Here is a 16448-nt window from a genome sequence, read left to right on the forward strand (position 1 = left end):
CGGATGGTCGGCAATGAGCATCGTGAGGCTCCCGCCAAAACAGGGGCGGAAGCTCTTGAATGAAGCGCTGTCGGATCAGCGCGCCACGGCTGTGGGGGCAGTGTTCGCCTTCAGGCGGCGCTGCGCTTCGGCATAGGCCGGGAGCGGTCGCCGGGATACAAAACGGCCCTGTCCACGTTGCGCCTTCACCTGTCCATTCTCGGCCGCCAAATGACCGCGCAGATAGACCTTCGCCGGCAGGCCGGTGAGTTTGAAGCCCTCGAAGACGTTGTATTCGATACGGCTGACTTGGTTCTTTGCCGAGATGGTGTTGGTCGCGGTCGGGTCCCAGATCACGATGTCCGCATCCGCGCCGGGCATGATGACACCCTTTTGCGGATACATGTTGAGAATGCGGGCGGCGTTGGCGGATGTGACGGCAACGAACTCGTTTGGAGTCAGCCGCCCCGAATTCACGCCCGCGCTCCAGAGCACCGGCATACGATCCTCAAGCCCGCCCGTGCCATTCGGGATCGAACGAAAATCGTTCTTGCCGATGCGCTTCTGCTCCATGGTGAAGGAACAATGGTCGGTCGCCACCACCTGAAGGGAGCCCGCCTGAAGGCCCGCCCAAAGGCTGTCCTGGTGGGATTTTGGCCGGAATGGAGGCGACATCACGCGCTGCGCCGCATGGTCCCAGCTCTGGTTGAGATAGTCGGTCTCGTCGAGCACGAGATGCTGGATCAGCGGCTCGCCGAACACACGCTTGCCCTCGGCACGCGCCCGCGAGATCGCCTCATGCGCCGGCTTCGATGAGGTGTGGACGACGTAAAGCGGGCAGCCCGCCATGTCGGCGATCATAATTGCGCGCTGGGCGGCTTCGCCTTCGACCTCTGGCGGGCGCGAATAAGCGTGGAACTCGGGACCCGTCTTGCCTTGCGCGATAAAGGATTCCTGCATCTGCGCAACGACGTCGCCATTCTCAGCGTGAACCAGAGCGATGGCACCCAGTTCGGCGCAGCGCTTGAAGGAGCGGAAGAGGACGTCATCATCCACCATCAACGCGCCCTTATAGGCCATGAAATGCTTGAACGTGTTCACGCCATGGGTGTTCACGATCTCGCCCATCTCCCGCTCTATCTGTTCCGACCAGGAGGTGACGGCCAGATGGTAGGAGTAATCGCCGGCCGCCTTTTCGGACTTGCTGCGCCAGTCCCGGTACGCGTCAATGAGAGATTGACCGGGGCCGGGAATGCAGAAGTCGACGATGGTCGTAGTGCCGCCGGAAAGCGCCGCTTTCGTGCCCCACTCGAAATCGTCCGCCGACACGGTTCCCATGAAGAGAAGTTCCATATGCGTATGCGGGTCGATGCCGCCCGGCATGACATAAGCGCCACCCGCATCGACGATCTCGGCACCGGTCGGCGCTCCGAGATTTTCGCCAACAGCAACGATCCGCTCGCCGTCCACCAGCACATCGGCGCGGCGGCTCATATCCGCATTGACGACGGTGCCACCGCGAATGAGTAGGGTCATGATGGATGTCTCCTCCGGTCGTTATTGTGAGGCTTTTGGAGCAATTCGCCCCTCCCCGAAGGAGAGGGGCGTCTTGATGTGATCGTTACTTGATCGCGTCGGTGACTGCGCTGCTCCAGGCGCCGTCCGGCTTCTTGGTGATCACCGGAGCATCGCCACCGGAGGCGAGGAGCGTCGCGACCGTGCGGTCGTAGTCGGCCGGATCGAGCTTGCCCTTGCCCGAGGTCTCGAGCAGTTTCGCGATCTCGCCCGCCATACGCTTCTGGTGCTTCTCGGTCTGCGCGCCCGAGGCGTCGTTGTCGAGGACGATCTTGGCTGCCTCGTCCGGGTTCTGGCGCATGTAGTCCCAGCCCTTTTGGGAGGCGGCAACGAACTTCGCCATCTTCGCGACGAAGGCCGGGTCCTTCAGCTTGTCCTGCATAACATAAAGGCCGTCCTCCAGCGTCGCGACGCCCTGGTCCTCGTACTTGAAGACGACGAGCTGCTCGGGCTTGAAGCCGGCATCGATGACCTGCCAATACTCGTTGTAGGTCATGGTGGAGATGCAGTCGGCCTGCTTCTGGATCAGCGGATCAACGTTGAAGCCTTGCTTGAGCACCTTCACACCGCCGGCGGAACCATCGGTCTTGTATCCGAGCTTCGCCATCCAGGCGAGGAACGGATATTCATTGCCCGAGAACCACACGCCGAGGGTGCGGCCCTTGAGGTCCTGCGGCGTCTTGATGCCGGTCTCCGCGCGACAGGTGAGCATCATGCCGGATTTCTTGAACGGCTGCGCGATGTTGACGAGCGGAACACCCTTTTCACGAGCGGCGAGCGCAGAGGGCATCCAATCGACGACCACATCGGCTCCGCCACCGGCGATCACCTGCGGCGGCGCAATATCCGGTCCGCCCGGCTTGATCGTCACATCGAGACCGGCTTCCTTGTAGAAACCCTTGTCTTTCGCGACATAATAGCCCGCGAACTGTGCTTGCGTGACCCACTTGAGCTGGATCGTGACCTTGTCGGATTGGGCGACGGCGGTGGTCGTGAAGCCGAGCGCAAGCGCGCTGGCGAGTAGAACGCTTCTCATCATCTTCTCTCCTCCTACGCCGCCGCGGGTTCCCTTATGTGCGGTACGACGGATGCCAAAAGGTTGCGCCCCGCTCCACCAGAGCGACGAGGCCGTAGAAAAGCGATCCGGCGATGGCCGCGAGCGCGATTTCGGCCCACACCATGTCGAGGGACATGCGGGCAACCTCAATCGAGATTCTGAAGCCCATGCCGACGATGGGAGTGCCGAAAAACTCCGCGACGATCGCGCCGATCAGCGCGAGCGTGGAATTGATCTTCAGAGCATTGAAGATGAAAGGCAGAGCGACGGGCAGCCGAAGCTTGAAGAGCGTCGTCCAGTAACCGGCTGCGTAAGACCGCATCAGATCCCGTTCCAGCCTCCCGGCGGCCGCGAGACCAGCGACTGTGTTCACCAGCATGGGGAAGAAGGTCATCACGACGACGACGGCGGCCTTCGAGGGCCAATCGAAACCGAACCACATGACCATGATCGGCGCGATGCCTATGACCGGCAAGGCGGCGACGAAATTGCCGAGAGGTAGCAGGCCGCGCCTTAGGAACGGGATTCGGTCGGCGACAATGGCGACGAGAAAGCCGGAGAGGCATCCGATCATATAGCCGGAGAGAACGGACTTCACGAATGTCTGCAGAAAGTCCTCGAGAAGGACAGGTAGCGAGGCCGCAAATCGACTGCCGATGGCGGACGGCGCAGGCATCAGTACGGAAGGAACGCCCGCGCCGACGACGATGACCTCCCAGAGGAAGAACAGAAAAGCGCCGAACAGGATTGGAATACACAGCCCGAGGAAGCGCCTTGCGCCGGGAGTCTTGAGGCGCAAATTCGACAGCCCGTTCAGCGCGACGGCGGCGGCGAGCCACAGGGCGCTCACGAAGGCCCAGAACACCGGTCCGGCCTGACCGGCAACATTCGGGCTATGCGCCAGAATGAGCGCATAGATCCAGCCCAGGAGAACGAAGGGGGCGAGGATACCCCCGCGATGAAAGCCTGTCATGGCGAGCGCGCTCCCATGGTTTTGTTCAGGAGGCGTTCGAGAAGGCCGATGGCGGCGACGAGGACCGACGCAAGGATTGCCGCACCAAAAAGTGCTGCCCAGATCTGGATTGTCTGGCCATAGTAGGACCCGGCGAGAAGCCGCGCGCCAAGACCCGCCTGTGCACCGGTCGGCAACTCGCCGACGATGGCGCCGACGAGGCTGATCGCAATCGCCACCTTCAGGCCGGTAAAGAGATAAGGCATGGAGGCAGGCAGCCGCAGCTTCCAGAAGGACTGCGCCAGCGACGCCGAATAGGTCCGCATGAGATCACGCTGCATCGGATCCGGCGAGGTCAGGCCCTTCACCATGCTGATCGTGATCGGGAAGAAGCAGAGGTAGGCCGAAATGATCGCTTTCGGGAAAAGCCCTGTGATGCCGATGGAGCCCAGGACGACAATGATGATTGGGGCGATGGCGAGGATGGGGATCGTCTGAGACGAGATGATCCACGGCATCAGGCTGCGTTCAAGCGTCTTCACGTGGACGATCAGAACTGCGAGCACGCTCCCCAACAAAGTGCCCAAGCCGAAGCCAAGGAGCGTCGAGGACAGCGTCACCCATGCGTGGAACGGCAAGCTTCGCCGGGATGTGACCGGCATGTCGAGCGTCGTTTTCTTCAGTTCAGTCAGAACCTGATGCGGCGCAGGCAGGATCGGGCGCTCCTGCTCCATCGTCGCGAACAGAATCTCCGTGGCAGAGCGCTGTTCCCCTGCCCGGCTAAAGGCGTCGATCGTCCCTCGCCAGTTCATCAGAATGGCAGCAGCGTACCAGATTGCCACGATTGCGAGCACGACGACGAGGACCGGGCCGGCGTTGCCCCCGCGAAGACGCGATGCTTTGCGGGCGACCGGGCGCGTGGGCAAGCTAACGGCCTCAGTCGTCATAGGAATGCCCTGCCCTCAGGCCCTCGCGGACCCTGTGCGCGATCTTCAGGAATTCAGGCGTCTCGCGGATCTCCAGCTTTCGTTCGCGACCTAAGTGGCTCGCGTCGATGATGTCGATGATGCGTCCGGGCCGTGGGGACATGACCACGATCATGGAGGACAGAAAGACAGCCTCAGGGATCGAGTGTGTCACGAAGAGCACCGTCTTCCGGGTCTTGTCCCACAGCTTGAGAAGCTGCTCGTTCAGATGGTCGCGCACGATTTCATCGAGCGCGCCAAACGGCTCGTCCATGAGAAGGAGCCTGGGATCGAAGGACAGCGCGCGAGCTATGGAGGCGCGTTGCTGCATCCCGCCCGAGAGCTGCCAGGGAAATTTTTTCTCGAACCCCTTGAGGTTCACGAGTTCAAGCTGCCGGCGAGACCGCTCCCGCCGCTCGCCCTTTGAAATGCCGAAGATTTCCAACGGCAGCTCGACGTTCTTTTGGATCGTGCGCCAGGGATAGAGCGCAGGGGCCTGGAAGATGAAGCCATAATCGCGGCGTACCCGAGCCTCGCTGGGGCTCACGCCGTTCACGTGGATATGACCGCCGTTCGGCTGCTCCAGATCGGCGATGACCCGCAGCAGCGTCGTTTTTCCGCAGCCAGAGGGGCCGATGAAGGAGACGAACTCCCCCTCTGCGATCTGCAAGTTCACATTGGAGAGAGCATAGACCGGGCCGTCGGCGGCTTCATAGGTGAGAGACAGGTCCTTGATGTCGACCACTGGGGCAGGAGTGGCCGGATCGGACTCCGGCCTCGCCGCAGCAAGACCCGACGGTGCTTTGCTACCGCCCATGACATCGCCCTCCGTTACGCGTTCGAGCACTGTCTCCGCCTTAAGCTGCACCAATTTCACTCCCTATCGCAAGGACCGCCCCGTCGAGTTCCGCTGAATTTCTGAGCTAGACGCCGGGAAATGATGCCCCCTTCACGGGCATCATGCCGCCGCCTTCAGCACGTCGCCAATCGTGCCGACGATCTGATCGATCTGTACCTTCGAGACGATGAGCGGAGGTGACAGCGCGATGATGTCGCCGGTCGTGCGGATCAGGAGTCCGCGCTCGAAGCACTCAAGGAAAACCGAGAAGGCACGCTTCGTCGGTTCCCCCGCAATCGACTCCAACTCAATGGCCCCAACGAGGCCGATATTGCGGATGTCGACGACGTGCTTCGTGCCCTTGAGCGAGTGAAGCGCCTGTTCCCAATAGGACGCCAGTTCCGCGCCGCGGGTCAGAAGGCCTTCATCCGCGTAGGTATCGAGCGTGGCCAGGCCGGCTGCGCAAGCCAGCGGGTGCGCCGAGTAGGTGTAGCCGTGGAAGAACTCGATGAGATGCTCCGGCCCGGTCATGAAGGCGTCGTGGATGTCTGACTTCACGAAAACCGCTCCCATGGGAACGACGCCGTTCGTGACGCCCTTCGCCGTGATCATGATGTCGGGGACGACGCCAAAGTAATCCGCCGCAAATGGCGCTCCGAGACGGCCGAACCCGGTGATGACTTCGTCGAAGATCAGGAGGATGCCATGCTTGTCGCAGATCTCTCGCAAGCGCTTGAGGTATCCCTTCGGGGGAATGAGCACACCGGTCGAGCCGGCCACCGGCTCCACGATGACCGCGGCGATGGTCGAGGCGTCGTGGAGCGCGATAATCCGTTCCAGGTCCTCTGCAAACTCGACGCCATACTCAGGTTCGCCCTTGGTAAAGGCGTTACGAGCGGGATCGTGCGTGTGGCGGATATGGTCGACGCCAGAGAGAAGCGTGCCGAACATCTTGCGGTTCGACACGATGCCGCCAACGGAGATGCCGCCGAAATTCACGCCATGATAGCCCCGCTCACGGCCGATGAGCCGGGTGCGAGAGCCCTGCCCTTTCACACGCTGATAGGCCAGCGCGATCTTGAGCGCGGTTTCAACGGACTCGGAGCCGGAGTTCGTGAAGAAGACGTGATCGAGCCCTTCAGGCGAAATTTGCGCCAGTCGCGAGGCGAACTCGAACGCCTTGGGATGGCTCATCTGGAACGCGGGCGCGTAGTCAAGCTCGGCCACCTGCTTCTGCACCGCCTCGACGATTTTGGGGCGACCGTGACCAGCATTCACGCACCAGAGCCCCGCCGTGCCGTCCAGGATCGCACGGCCGTCATCGGTGTAATAGTGCATGTCCTGGGCGCTGGCCAAAAGGCGCGGCGCCTTCTTGAATTGCCGGTTCGCCGTAAATGGCATCCAGAACGCCGCGAGATCGTTGGGAAGCGGGCGTCTCATGGGCACAACGTTCATGGTCCTATCCTTCTCAAGTCGAATGCCTTGGCAGATGTAACTTTGTGTGGTTGATGGGGCGCTCTTGCCGCGCGCGTCCTCGGGGACGTAAAATTCGCGTCGTGAACAACGTGAAGGAATGGTCTGTGGCTGACGAGGTTGGGCTGGCTGCGCAAACGATAGCGCGCAAGACGACCCGGACGGGTGAGGCGAATGCAGAGCGCATTCTCGATGCCGCGCTTGAAGTGTTCGCGGCCTACGGGTATCGCGGTGCCCGCATCGATCAGATCGCCGAGGCGGCGGGCCTCTCGAAGCCCAATCTGCTTTACTATTTTCGCACGAAGGAAGAGCTTTACACGGCCGTTCTCCGCCGCACGCTCGACATGTGGCTGGAGCCGCTTCGCGAACTCGACACGACGAGCGACCCCAAGGCCGCCCTCACCGCGTACATCTCCCGCAAGCTCGGATATTCCCGCAGCCAGCCCACGGCCTCGCGCCTGTTCGCCATGGAGATGCTCCAAGGCGCTCCGCATCTGAGTGCGGCCCTTGGTGGTACGCTGCTCGAATTGGTGGAAATCAAGTCGCGCATCATCGAGGATTGGATCAGCGAGGGGCGGTTGCGGCCCATCGATCCGAAGCACTTCATTTTTGCGATCTGGGCGACGACCCAGCACTATGCCGATTTCGGCACCCAGATCCGCGCCCTCACGGGCGCAGGCATCGAAGACGAGGCGTTCTACGAGAAGACCCGCGCCGCGCTGACAAGCATCCTCCTTGAGGGCGTCTTGCCCTCCGAAGGCGGTTCGCAGAAGCGCTGAAGCGGTCATGCCGACGATCTCATTGGCGTGAGTGCATGTGGAAACGGCGCCGGGTGACCGGCGCCGTCGTTGCATTCATTCAGCAGGCTGCAGCTTTTTGGCCGCGCTGGGGTTATTGGGGTGCTGAGTCCAGTTGAGATAGGAGCCATCCACCATGCGTCCCGTGCGGCGGTCGATCTCGTTCACCAGCGGCTCCATGGAGATGCAATTCTCGATGGGGCAGACGCTCGCACAGAGATTACAGCCCACGCACTCCTCCTCGATGACCTCGAAGTGACGCTCCCCATTGACCAGATGCGTGATGGCCTGGTGGGAGGTGTCTTCGCAAGCCACGTGGCAGCGACCGCACTTGATGCAAAGGTCCTGGTCGATCTTCGCTTTCACGGCATAATTGAGGTTGAGGTACTGCCAGTCGGTGACGTTGGGGACCGCCGCTCCAACAAAGTCGGAAATCTTGGAGTAACCCTTTTCGTCCATGAAGGCCTCGAGGCCAGTGATCATCTCCTGCACGATCTTGAAGCCATAAACCATGGCCGCTGTGCAGACCTGAACCGTGCCGCAGCCGAGCGCCATGAATTCCGCCGCATCCCGCCAGGTTTCAATGCCGCCGATGCCGGATATCGGCAGGCCATGGGTCGCCGGTGAGCGGGCGATCTCCGCCACCATGTTGAGCGCAATCGGCTTCACCGCCGGGCCGCACATGCCGCCGTGGGTGGCTTTTCCATCCGTGTGTGGGCTCGGGATCATACGCTCAAGGTCGACGCCGACGATCGAGTTGATCGTGTTGATCAACGAGACCGCATCAGCCCCTCCGCGCTTGGCGGCCTCGGCCGGCTTGCGGATGTCGGAGATGTTGGGCGTGAGCTTGACGATGACCGGCATCCGCGAGTGGGTCTTGCACCAGCGCGTGACCATTTCGACGTATTCCGGCACCTGGCCGACCGCAGAGCCCATGCCGCGTTCGGACATGCCGTGCGGGCAGCCGAAATTAAGTTCGATGCCGTCGGCGCCCGTGGCCTCGACGCGCGGCAGAATTTTCTTCCACGCCTCCTCCTCGCAAGGGACCATGAGAGAAACGACGATGGCCCGGTCCGGCCAGCGGCGCTTCATCTCGGTGATCTCCTGAAGATTCACTTCAAGAGGACGGTCCGTAATCAACTCGATGTTGTTGAAGGCCGTGATGCGACGGTCAGCGCCGTGCACGACGCCATAGCGCGGCCCCGAAACGTTGACGACCGGTGGCCCCTCCTCTCCAAGGGTCTTCCATACGACGCCGCCCCAACCGGCGCGGAAGGCGCGCTCGATGTTGTAGGCCTTGTCGGTTGGCGGGGCGGAGGCGAGCCAGAACGGATTGGGAGCTTTGATGCCGCAGAAATTGACGCTGAGATCGGCCATGGTTCCTCCCCTTATTCCGCCGCCATGGGGGCGACGCCCCGGAGCGTGCTATTGATGGACAGGGCAGCTTGCTTGCCGTCTTCGACCGCCACCACCGTAAGGTCTCGCCCGCCAGCGACGCAGTCGCCCCCGGCCCAGACACCGGAAAGAGAGGTCCGCCGCTCGCCATCGACAGCAATACGTCCTGAAGCGAGGTCGAGCGTATCGCTTGATCCCGCGATATCGCCCGGCACGAACAACTGGCCGATGGCCTTGAAGAGCTGATCGGCAACAACTTCAAATGTCTCGCCGGTATCGACCAGCTTTCCGTACTTCTCCATGGTCGCAGCGAAGGTCACGGAGCGGAGCGCGCCATTCTCACCGCGGACGGCCGTGGGTCGCGCCCAATGGCGAACCACGACTCCCTCGGTCAACGCGAGCTCCTGTTCGTAGCGGCTCGCGCCCATCTGATCTGCGCCGCGGCGATAAACGATTGTCACCTCCTCGGCGCCGAGCTTCTTTGCCTGCACCGCAGCATCGACAGCGGTCATGCCGCCCCCGATCACCACAACGCGACGACCAATCGGCAAGGTGGAAAGATCAGCCGTCTGACGCAGCTTCTCGATGAATGCGACGGCGTCCTCGAGGCCCCGCAACCCCGGGGCGTCGACACCAAGGGCGTTGACCGCCTGGAGGCCGAGGCCGAGGAATACCGCGTCGAAGTCACGACGGAGATCCGCCAGTGTGAAGTCCCGTCCGAGCTTCTGCCCGCAGCGCAGCTCAATGCCGCCGACGCTCAGAATCCAATCCACTTCGGTCTGAGCGAAGTTGTTCGTGGACTTGTAGGATGCGATGCCGTGTTCATTGAGCCCACCCGGCTTTCGCCGCGCGTCGAACACAACCACGTCGTAACCGAGGGTCGCGAGCTTGTGGGCACATGAAAGCCCCGCCGGACCGGCGCCAACCACGGCGACCCGCTTTCCATCGCGCGCGCCTTGCTTGTAAAGCTGACGCCCTGACGCCATCACCGCGTCGGTCGCATGGCGTTGCAGCTCGCCGATGATGACCGGCCTGCCTTCCGCTTCATTGCGCACGCAGGCCTGCTCGCAAAGCGTCTCCGTGGGACAGACGCGAGCACACATTCCGCCGAAGATGTTGGAGTCGAAGATCGTCTTGCCCGCACCCTTCGCATTGCCGGTTGCGATCTGCTTGATGAAAAGCGGAATATCGATGCTGGTCGGGCAGGCTGTGACGCAGGGAGCATCGTAACAGAAGAGACACCGTTCCGCGGCGACCCTCGCCTCGTGTGCGTTCAGCGGTGCGTGGAGATCGGAGAAGGCTTCGGCGTACCCACCACAGGCGAGCCGCCCGGCTTGAATATCCGGCGCTGAAGTCATAAGTCCTCCTGCCCGCCCCAGGCGGGTTTTACAGGCCATCGAACCGTTCACCTCGGCCCGCCTCTCAAGGGGCAAGCTCGTTAATTTGACCAGCTGATCAAAAATTTAGAATGATGTCAAACTGGCTGTGAGCCTGAGAACCTTGCTCGCCCTGTCGTTTGAGCGGGAGAATGAGCGGGCGATGCTGCAAACAGCATCCGATGCACGGAGGGGCATCACACTCTGCGTCGATGTTGAGCAAAATGAGGTAATTGGATGCAGCGAAGGTGTGGAATGCCACCTTCATGATGGGTGTCGCCGTACTTTCGACACCGGCAAAAATTACTCGGGCACCGCACATAGACGTTGCCGGGACCGAAGACGAACGCATCGGTCCCGGCCGCGCCGGTTAACGGGCCTTCAGGAAATCGGCCACTTCCAGCAGAACGAACTCGTTGTCATCCTGCTTGTTGGGTTCGCGGCTCGATGAGAACGGAAGGTTGTTATCGTTGCCGACGATGATGTGGCGGTCATCGACGACATCCACGTTCTCAATGGTGAAGAACGGAAATGTCAGCACACTGCCGTTCAGCGGCTTGCGCGCCTTCTTGTTCGGGTCAGCAATTTGCATCAAGTCGATGTAGCCGACCTTGCGAGCCGGTCCGTTCACATTTTTGTCCGACATCTCGATCTTGTAGACGCGTTTGAACTTCGCGATGTCGCTGAAGCAATCCGTGCGCTTCTCACCTGCCGGACAGGCCTTGTCGGCAGTGCCCTCGCCGTTGTCGCGCTCGATGATGAGACCGGTCGTGGCGTCGATCATGTTGAAGTCGCCGATGGCGAGTCCATTCTGTTCGAGCACATATTGCCAATGACGGCCCGTCCACTTCTCAGCCTGAACATCGAACTCGAGGATTCGGAGATACTCCTTGCCGTCGCTTGTCTTTTCCCAATCCTTCTTGTCCGCGTCCAAGAGAGAACCTTCGAGCAGAGCGTAGAGAAAGCGTCCATCCGGCGAGACGGCCATGCCCTCGTAGCCCTTCGAGCGGCGCACGTTGAAGGCGACGGGAACATTCGGCGCAGCCGGGGTCGTTACAGCGTAGTGGTCGGGCGAACGCGCGGGTTTGCCGTCGATCATGGTTTCAAACACGGCTTCGACCTTGCCCGTCCGGTCGGTCCGGATGAGGTAGGGACCGAATTCGTCGCCGATCCAGAGCTTGTCTCCGATGAACTGGAAGCTCTCGGTGTCGAAGTCGGAGCCGGTCAGATAGCGCTTCGGGGTACCTTCATTGACGATGCGGAACGGCACCTTCTTGTCGGGATCGCTGAGGAAGATGGTTTCAAGGCGCTCCACCGAACCCTTGTTCCAATCGATCCGATAGCGATTGAGATAGAGCATCGAATCCGGTGAGTTCGCCTTCGCACCGAAGCCGTTGTCGGTCAGAACCCAAAAGGTTCCATCAGGCATTTTCTTGATACCGGAATGGCCTTGTAGCGGCTGACCGCGGAAAGGAAGCTTCACACCGGTCGGGCGGTTGGCCGAAAGGCCTTCGACTGTGCCGATCTCATCGATCCGCTTACCGTTGGTGAACTTACCTGAAACCTTGAGGTCGTCCGGCGCATCCGCAGGCGCCTCGACAAAGCTCAACGCCGGGAGCACCGCGTGCCCCGCGAGAGTTGCGGGATAGTTTTGCTGCGCGAGGGCCGGCCCAATCAGCCCGGCAACCAAGGGAACCGCCAATACAAAGCGGGCAATCATCATGTGTCCTCCTGCTCAATGTGGAGCACAAGAGTTCTGGGCACGGGCGATGTCGCACAGGTGACGGAAAAATGACGCCTCAATGAACCGCAACAACATCCAGGACCTATTGTCATCCAACTGTCGAATCCAAGCGTTAGAACCCGCCCGTCAGCAATTCAGGAGCGGACTTGATGAAGACGTGGACAGCGTTGGGCGTGGGCCTTCTTGGTCTCGTGGCAACAGGCGCACAGGCGCAGACGATTTACCCCATCTCGCGGGCAGAAATCCTCGCTGGATCGAAATTCGATTTCAAGGTCGAGTTCCCTGGTGCGCCCGCGCAGGGAGCCGTGAAGGTCACGATCAATGGGCAAGATCCGGCGATCGCGCTGGGCCAGTCCGCGAAGTTCGTCGAGAAAGAAGACGGCGGCGATCTCTCGGCTTACTGGATCCGCGGCGCGCAGATCTCCAAGCCCGGCGCCTACATCGTTGAGGCGAGCCTCGGCGACAAGAAAGCCACGGTGAAGTGGGAAGTGTTTGGCACTCCTCAGCGCAAAGCCAAGAACGTCATTCTCTTCGTTGGCGACGGCCTTTCCGTCCCGCACCGCACCGCCGCGCGCATTCTCTCCAAGGGCATCGTCGAGGGTAAGTACAACGGCGAACTCGCCATGGACGAGATGCCTCACATGGCGCTCGTCTCTACTTCCGGCACTGACTCGGTCGTGACCGACAGCGCCAACGCCATGAGCGCCTACACGACGGGCCACAAGTCCTGCGTGAACGCGCTCGGCGTCTATTGCGCCAAGAACAAGAGCACCCTCGACCATCCGAAGGTCGAAACCATCGGCGAGCTGGCGAAGCGCCGCAATGGCGGCATGTCGGTCGGCGTCGTCTCAAATTCGGAGATCGAAGACGCGACCCCGGCAGGCATGGTCTCCCACACCCGTCGCCGCGCGGACTTCAACGACATCGTGAAAATGTTCTACGACGTGAAGCCCGACGTGATCCTGGGCGGCGGTTCGCCGAACTTCCTCGCCAAGTCGACCCCGGGCTCCAAACGCACGGACGAGGATGACTATATCAAGAAGTTCGAGGCCGACGGCTACAAGTTCGTCTCCACCAAGCAGGAGATGCAGGCCGCGGCGAAGGCCGGCTCCTCGAAGGTCCTCGGCCTGTTCAATACCGGCAACATCGACGGCGCACTCGACCTCAAGATCCTCAAGAAGGGCACTGTCTCCAAGTTCCCCGACCAACCGGATCTCGTTGAACAGACCAAGGCGGCCCTCGACGTTCTCTCAAAGAATCCGAACGGCTTCATGTTGATGGTTGAATCGGCCCGTATCGACAAGTACGCCCACTCGCTGGATGCCGAGCGCACGATCTACGACACGATCATGCTCGACAACGCGGTGAAGGCTGCCAAGGACTTCGTTGCAAACCGCGATGACACCCTTATCATCGTCGTCGGCGACCACGCTCACCCGGTCTCGATCATCGGTACCTACGACGACGACACCCCCGGCAATCAGCTGCGCGACAAGCTCGGAACCTACGCTGAGGCGAAGTACCCGAACTATCCGGCCCCGAATGCCGATGGCTATCCGGAGAAGGTCGACGTCTCCCGCCGCCTCGCCTTCGTGTTTGGTTCGTACCCCGACTACTGCGACCTCGGCCGTCCTTACATGAACGGCGAGAACGTCCCGGCCGTGAAGGCTGCCGACGGCAAGACCTACGTGGCGAACGAGGAATACTGCAAAGACCCGATGGCCGCCCGTCGCACCGGCAACCTCCCACTCGATGCGAACTCCGGCGTGCACTCGGCTGACGATCTTGTCCTAACCGCAATGGGTCCCGGCTCGGAGATGTTCAAGGCTCGCGTCGACAACACCTACGTGTTCCGGGTCATGGCGACCGCCCTCGGCCTCGGCCAGTAAAGCCTCTCGGGTCCATGACGGATCACCCTCACCTCTCGCTGACGCGGCGCCGATTTTCCATCGGCGCCGCGTTGGCGCTTTTTGCCAGCCCAGCGCGAGCTGCGGAATGGATCTCGTTCGATACGCTCTACAAGAGCTTCGGCGTTCGCGGATTTGAGTTCGCGGACCGGATTGTCGCCCTGAAAGGCCAGGAGGTTTCCCTGACCGGATACATGGCGCCTCCCTTGCGGGCCGAGAGCACTTTCTTCGTGCTGACCCGCGAGCCACTCGCCATCTGCCCGTTCTGCCAGTCGGATGCGGATTGGCCGGTAGACATCGTGGTGATTTACCTCAAGGCGGAAACGCCGCTTGTCTCCGCCGGCGCAAAGATCATCGTCAGCGGCCGGCTTGAGGTCGGTTCCTGGACCGACCCGGACAGCGGCTTTGTCAGTCAGATCAGGATTGCCGATGCGTCCTATCGCCGAGTCTGAATTTCGTGAAACCGCCGAGCCATTGGCTTTGCGCGCGGTTTCCGTTGAGGTGCGTCAAGACGGCGGGGCCCCGTTGCGGGTGCTCGACATCCCCTCCCTCGACATCTCCGCTGGCGCGCGGGTCGCGCTGACGGGACCGTCCGGCGCAGGCAAGACCACGCTGCTTCATCTCTTGGCCGGGATCGGTCGTCCGACCCGCGGAGCCATCCGATGGGGCGGCCTCGATCTCGCCAACCTCACCGAGAGTGCTCGCGACCGCTGGCGTCGCCGTGAGATCGGTCTGGTATTTCAGGATTTTCACCTTATTCCCGAACTGAGCATTCTCGACAATATCCTGCTGCCTCTCACCTTCGGGAGCGCCGGCCGGAGTCAAAATTATTCAAAACGCGCAGTGGCGTTGTCCGAGCGTATGGGGCTGCCCGATCCACGCCGCCGTGCCGCCGTTCTCTCTCGGGGAGAGCAGCAGCGGGTCGCCATAGCGCGCGCGCTGTTGCAGGACCCCGCCATCCTGCTGGCGGACGAGCCGACTGCGAGCCTCGACGCGACTACGGGTGACGCGCTCGGTACGCTTCTTCTGGATGCGGCTCGGCAACGCGGCGCGACACTCATCGTCGTGACCCACGATCCGCATCTCATTGCCCGCCTCGACACGGTGCTCCGCATCGAAGCTGGAAAGCTTATGGAGACGCGCCCATGAACCCGTTTCCGATGGTTCGCGCGGATCTTAAGGCGCTTCGTTGGCTGGGCTTCGCGATCCCGCTTCTGATCGCCGTGGCCGTTGCCATGGGTGTCGGCATCGGCGCCCAGGAGCGAATGCTGCGGCAAAGCTCGGCGCGAGCGGCAGACGATTTCGACCTCTTGATCGGCGCTGTGGGCAGCCAGACCCAGCTCGTCCTCACGACGGTTTATCTCGATCTCGAAGCCCTGCCTCTGACGGACGGCTCGCCTCTCAACAAGCTCGCGACGGACCCGCGCGTTACTGCCGCGGCACCCATCGCCTTTGGCGACGTGATGCGTGGCTTCCCCGTCGTCGGTACGACGCCAGCATTCGCAAGCCGATGGGGACGCGTCCAGGCAGCGGAAGGGCGAGTATTCAAGAAGGAAGGCGAAGCGCTGATCGGCGCCGACGTCGCTCTCAAGATCGGAGACACCTTCAAACCCTCTCACGCGACAGGTGGCGGCCATGCCTTTCAGGAGGATGCGGAGGAGGAAACCCGCCACCGGCACGAGAGAGTGACCTACACGGTGGTCGGACGCCTCCCCCGGCTCGGCACACCCTGGGACCGCACGATCCAGGTACCGGTCGAGAGCGTCTGGGAAACCCATGGCCTTGGTAACGGACACGCCCAGGATGACGCTGAGCTTGGCCCGCCTTTCGATGCTCCAACCGTCCCAGGTGTGCCCGCCATCGTGGTCAAGCCGAAGCGTATCGCCGATGCCTACGCGTTGCGGGGCGAATATCGCCAGGGTGGTACCATGGCGGTATTTCCGGCGGAGGTTTTGGTTAGCCTTTACAAAACCATCGGCGACATAAAGGACGTGCTGGTCGCGTCGTCGTGGATCAGCAACGGTTTGATTTTCGTGGCCGTTTTGCTGCTGCTTCTCACCCTCACCGGCCTGCGGCGGCGGCGCTATGCAGTGCTGCGCGCGCTTGGAGCTCCCGCCATCTACATCCTCGTCGTGGTCTGGCTCGAGGCAGCGATCCTTCTGGCGGCGGGCTGCGCGCTGGGGCTTCTGTTCGGCTGGGGAGCGGCCTCTATCGTTTCCCGCGCCATCGAGGCGGAGACGGGGCTTCACCTGGCCTTTTCGCCCGGACTGCCTGACATGCTCTTCGTTGCGGGTCTGATCGCGCTGGGCAGCCTCCTCGCGCTCGTTCCAGCAGCATTGACCTATCGCCTTCCGGTTTCGGATGCGCTGCGCGGCTGACGCTGTTTCTGC

Annotated in this window: 14 protein-coding genes; 5 read left to right on the top strand and 9 right to left on the bottom strand. The window is 61.8% G+C overall.

Annotated features, from left to right (window positions below):
* Positions 1-75: 75 nt before the first annotated feature.
* From hydA to aptA, 6 genes are all read right to left on the bottom strand, one after another.
* Entirely contained in the window at positions 76-1515 is a 1440-nt protein-coding gene (hydA, locus tag HB375_RS13010; protein WP_167673429.1) for a dihydropyrimidinase, read from the bottom strand.
* A gap of 85 nt (positions 1516-1600) precedes the next feature.
* Entirely contained in the window at positions 1601-2590 is a 990-nt protein-coding gene (locus HB375_RS13015; protein ID WP_205800200.1) for an ABC transporter substrate-binding protein, read from the bottom strand.
* A 34-nt stretch (positions 2591-2624) separates the two neighbouring features.
* Positions 2625-3584 carry an ABC transporter permease gene (locus HB375_RS13020; protein WP_167673431.1) on the bottom strand — a complete coding sequence of 320 codons (960 nt, stop codon included), beginning with the start codon at positions 3582-3584 and terminating at the stop codon, positions 2625-2627.
* The gene (locus HB375_RS13025) at positions 3581-4510 is read right to left on the bottom strand and encodes an ABC transporter permease (protein ID WP_167673432.1); all 930 of its coding nucleotides are present in this window, start codon (positions 4508-4510) and stop codon (positions 3581-3583) included. The genes HB375_RS13020 and HB375_RS13025 overlap by 4 nt, the downstream gene beginning before the upstream one ends.
* Complete coding sequence (locus tag HB375_RS13030; RefSeq protein WP_167673738.1) at positions 4500-5345, bottom strand: ABC transporter ATP-binding protein; 846 nt, start codon at positions 5343-5345, stop codon at positions 4500-4502. Before HB375_RS13030 ends, HB375_RS13025 begins: the two co-directional genes overlap by 11 nt.
* Before the next feature lie 141 nt (positions 5346-5486).
* The gene (aptA, locus tag HB375_RS13035) at positions 5487-6821 is read right to left on the bottom strand and encodes an omega-aminotransferase AptA (protein WP_246728488.1); all 1335 of its coding nucleotides are present in this window, start codon (positions 6819-6821) and stop codon (positions 5487-5489) included.
* A 125-nt stretch (positions 6822-6946) separates the two neighbouring features.
* Here aptA and rutR point away from each other — a divergent pair, with 125 nt between their 5' ends.
* The gene (gene rutR / locus HB375_RS13040) at positions 6947-7618 is read left to right on the top strand and encodes an HTH-type transcriptional regulator RutR (RefSeq protein ID WP_343232418.1); all 672 of its coding nucleotides are present in this window, start codon (positions 6947-6949) and stop codon (positions 7616-7618) included.
* Positions 7619-7693: 75 nt separating this feature from the next.
* Here rutR and preA read toward each other — a convergent pair whose 3' ends face one another.
* The 3 genes from preA to HB375_RS13055 all read right to left on the bottom strand — a co-directional run bounded on the left by preA (position 7694) and on the right by HB375_RS13055 (position 12127).
* Complete coding sequence (preA, locus tag HB375_RS13045) at positions 7694-9013, bottom strand: NAD-dependent dihydropyrimidine dehydrogenase subunit PreA (RefSeq protein ID WP_167673434.1); 1320 nt, start codon at positions 9011-9013, stop codon at positions 7694-7696.
* 11 nt (positions 9014-9024) lie between these two features.
* Positions 9025-10389: an NAD(P)-dependent oxidoreductase gene (locus HB375_RS13050; RefSeq protein ID WP_167673435.1), complete on the bottom strand. Its 1365-nt coding sequence runs from the start codon at positions 10387-10389 to the stop codon at positions 9025-9027.
* Between the two features lie 388 nt (positions 10390-10777).
* Positions 10778-12127, bottom strand: a complete 1350-nt coding sequence (locus HB375_RS13055) for an esterase-like activity of phytase family protein (RefSeq protein ID WP_246728510.1) — start codon at positions 12125-12127, stop codon at positions 10778-10780.
* A gap of 173 nt (positions 12128-12300) precedes the next feature.
* Here HB375_RS13055 and HB375_RS13060 point away from each other — a divergent pair, with 173 nt between their 5' ends.
* The 4 genes from HB375_RS13060 to HB375_RS13075 are packed head-to-tail and all read left to right on the top strand — an operon-like array spanning position 12301 to position 16436.
* Positions 12301-14040 (top strand): alkaline phosphatase, encoded by a 1740-nt coding sequence (locus tag HB375_RS13060; protein WP_167673437.1) that lies wholly within the window; start codon positions 12301-12303, stop codon positions 14038-14040.
* Between the two features lie 14 nt (positions 14041-14054).
* Positions 14055-14510 carry a hypothetical protein gene (locus tag HB375_RS13065; protein ID WP_167673438.1) on the top strand — a complete coding sequence of 152 codons (456 nt, stop codon included), beginning with the start codon at positions 14055-14057 and terminating at the stop codon, positions 14508-14510.
* On the top strand, positions 14488-15207 hold the full coding sequence (locus tag HB375_RS13070; protein ID WP_167673439.1) for an ABC transporter ATP-binding protein: 720 nt from the start codon (positions 14488-14490) through the stop codon (positions 15205-15207). The genes HB375_RS13065 and HB375_RS13070 overlap by 23 nt, the downstream gene beginning before the upstream one ends.
* Positions 15204-16436, top strand: a complete 1233-nt coding sequence (locus HB375_RS13075) for an ABC transporter permease (protein ID WP_246728489.1) — start codon at positions 15204-15206, stop codon at positions 16434-16436. The genes HB375_RS13070 and HB375_RS13075 overlap by 4 nt, the downstream gene beginning before the upstream one ends.
* Positions 16437-16448: the final 12 nt, after the last annotated feature.

The organism is Microvirga terricola (assembly GCF_011777495.1).
Classification (GTDB): Bacteria; Pseudomonadota; Alphaproteobacteria; order Rhizobiales; family Beijerinckiaceae; genus Microvirga; species Microvirga terricola.

Bases quoted from the DNA above. Each gene is read 5' to 3' on its own strand.
- HB375_RS13030 (WP_167673738.1), bottom strand. From the start codon at position 5,345: ATGGGCGGTAGCAAAGCACCGTCGGGTCTTGCTGCGGCGAGGCCGGAG.
- HB375_RS13020 (WP_167673431.1), bottom strand. From the start codon at position 3,584: ATGACAGGCTTTCATCGCGGGGGTATCCTCGCCCCCTTCGTTCTCCTG.
- HB375_RS13015 (WP_205800200.1), bottom strand. From the start codon at position 2,590: ATGAGAAGCGTTCTACTCGCCAGCGCGCTTGCGCTCGGCTTCACGACC.
- HB375_RS13065 (WP_167673438.1), top strand. From the start codon at position 14,055: ATGACGGATCACCCTCACCTCTCGCTGACGCGGCGCCGATTTTCCATC.
- preA (WP_167673434.1), bottom strand. From the start codon at position 9,013: ATGGCCGATCTCAGCGTCAATTTCTGCGGCATCAAAGCTCCCAATCCG.
- HB375_RS13060 (WP_167673437.1), top strand. From the start codon at position 12,301: ATGAAGACGTGGACAGCGTTGGGCGTGGGCCTTCTTGGTCTCGTGGCA.
- HB375_RS13050 (WP_167673435.1), bottom strand. From the start codon at position 10,389: ATGACTTCAGCGCCGGATATTCAAGCCGGGCGGCTCGCCTGTGGTGGG.
- HB375_RS13055 (WP_246728510.1), bottom strand. From the start codon at position 12,127: ATGATTGCCCGCTTTGTATTGGCGGTTCCCTTGGTTGCCGGGCTGATT.
- HB375_RS13025 (WP_167673432.1), bottom strand. From the start codon at position 4,510: ATGACGACTGAGGCCGTTAGCTTGCCCACGCGCCCGGTCGCCCGCAAA.
- hydA (WP_167673429.1), bottom strand. From the start codon at position 1,515: ATGACCCTACTCATTCGCGGTGGCACCGTCGTCAATGCGGATATGAGC.
- aptA (WP_246728488.1), bottom strand. From the start codon at position 6,821: ATGAACGTTGTGCCCATGAGACGCCCGCTTCCCAACGATCTCGCGGCG.
- HB375_RS13075 (WP_246728489.1), top strand. From the start codon at position 15,204: ATGAACCCGTTTCCGATGGTTCGCGCGGATCTTAAGGCGCTTCGTTGG.
- HB375_RS13070 (WP_167673439.1), top strand. From the start codon at position 14,488: ATGCGTCCTATCGCCGAGTCTGAATTTCGTGAAACCGCCGAGCCATTG.